General features: G+C 34.7%; 1 protein-coding gene and 1 pseudogene. Both read left to right on the top strand.

The window, feature by feature from the left end; all coding sequences use genetic code 11:
- Positions 1–1,053: FGGY family carbohydrate kinase (locus BLU40_RS17405; RefSeq protein ID WP_090126809.1), on the top strand; the 1,053-nt coding region annotated here is incomplete at its 5' end.
- A gap of 28 nt (positions 1,054–1,081) precedes the next feature.
- Positions 1,082–1,875 (top strand): annotated as a pseudogene (locus BLU40_RS17400) (xylose isomerase); the annotation flags it as partial.

The raw sequence follows: 1,875 nt of genomic DNA, 5'->3' as shown, positions 1-1,875 counted from the left end.
GAAAATGAACCTGAAATATTTGAAAAAGTAGATAAATTATTATTACCAGGCGATTTTATAGCATTAAAATTAACAGGAGAAGCAACTACTACAATTTCAGGACTTTCAGAAGGTATTATGTGGGATTTCAAACAAAATAAATTAGCCGATTGGTTGTTTGATTATATGGGAATTTCAACCGATGTAATTCCAACTATTGTTCCAACATTTTCAAATCAAGGAACGGTTAGTAAAAAAGCAGCAGAAGAAATAGGTTTACCAGAAGGAATCCCAGTTTTGTATAGAGCAGGAGATCAACCAAACAATGCACTTTCTTTAAATGCATTTCATCCAGGAGAAATTGCTGCAACAGGAGGAACTTCAGGCGTTGTATATGCAATTACCGATAGTACAAACACAAAAGAAAGTTCTAGAATAAACAATTTTGCACACGTAAATTATACTACAGAAGCACCAAGAATAGGAAAGCTACTATGTATTAATGGAGCAGGAATCCAATACAGCTGGATGAAGCAGAATGTAGCAGCTTCAACAGACTCATATAACGATATGAATAATTTGGCCGAATCTATTCCGGTAGGATCAGATGGATTAAGAATATTACCATTTGGAAACGGAGCAGAACGTATGTTAAATAGCCAAAACACAGGAGCAAGTACTTTCAATTTAAACTTCAACAAACATAACAAAGCACATTTATTAAGAGCCTCTTTAGAAGGTATTGCTTTTAGTTTTGTGTATGGAATTGATATTTTGAAAAACGATGGCGTTGATTTATCAGCCATAAGAGCAGGAAACGATAATTTATTCCGTTCAGAAATATTTTCAAACACCATTGCAACACTGGTTGGAACTGATATTAATATTATTGACACAACAGGAGCAGTTGGGGCAGCAAGAGCAGCAGGAGTAAGCACAGGAGATTTTAAAACATTAAACGATGCGTTTTCAGATAATGAACACGTAATGACGTATCATCCTTTAAAAGACAAGAAAATGTATGAGGATGCTTACCAAGATTGGAAACAAGATTTAGAAAAACTTTATAAATAAAAAATAACACATAAAAAATTAGAATAAAATGGCACTTATAGGAAGTAAAGAATACTACAAAGGTATTGGAGAAATTAAATTCGAAGGAAAAGAATCAGACAATCCATTAGCGTTTAAATATTACAATCCAGAACAAGTTGTTGCAGGAAAAACAATGCGTGAGCATTTTAGATTTGCAGTTGCATACTGGCATACATTATGTGGTCAAGGAGGAGATCCATTTGGACCAGGAACACAAAGTTTTGAATGGGATAAATCATCAGATCCAATTCAGGCAGCAAAAGATAAAGCAGATGCAGGTTTTGAATTCATTACAAAAATGGGATTCGATTATTTCTGTTTCCACGATTATGATTTAATTCAAGAAGGAGCAACATTTGCAGAATCTGAAGCAAGATTAGCTACTATTACAGAGTATATAAAAGGAAAACAAGCTGAAAGTGGCGTTAAATTATTATGGGGAACAGCAAACTGTTTTTCAAACCCACGCTATATGAATGGAGCTTCAACAAATCCAGATTTTGATGTTGTAGCACGTGCAGGAGGACAAATAAAATTAGCTTTAGATGCAACCATAGCAATGGGAGGTGAAAACTACGTATTCTGGGGAGGTAGAGAAGGTTATATGTCTTTACTAAACACAGATATGGGACGTGAGTTAGACCATATGGGACGCTTTTTAGGTATGGCAAGAGATTATGCAAGAGCACAAGGATTTAAAGGAAACTTCTTTATTGAACCAAAACCAATGGAGCCAATGAAGCACCAATACGATTTTGATTCAGCTACAGCCATAGGATTCTTAAAAGAATATGGTTTAGA

The organism is Lutibacter oricola (genome assembly GCF_900106565.1).
Lineage (GTDB): Bacteria > Bacteroidota > Bacteroidia > Flavobacteriales > Flavobacteriaceae > Lutibacter > Lutibacter oricola.
Note: the sequence above shows the minus strand (reverse complement) of the source record. Positions and strands in the feature narration are given on the sequence as shown.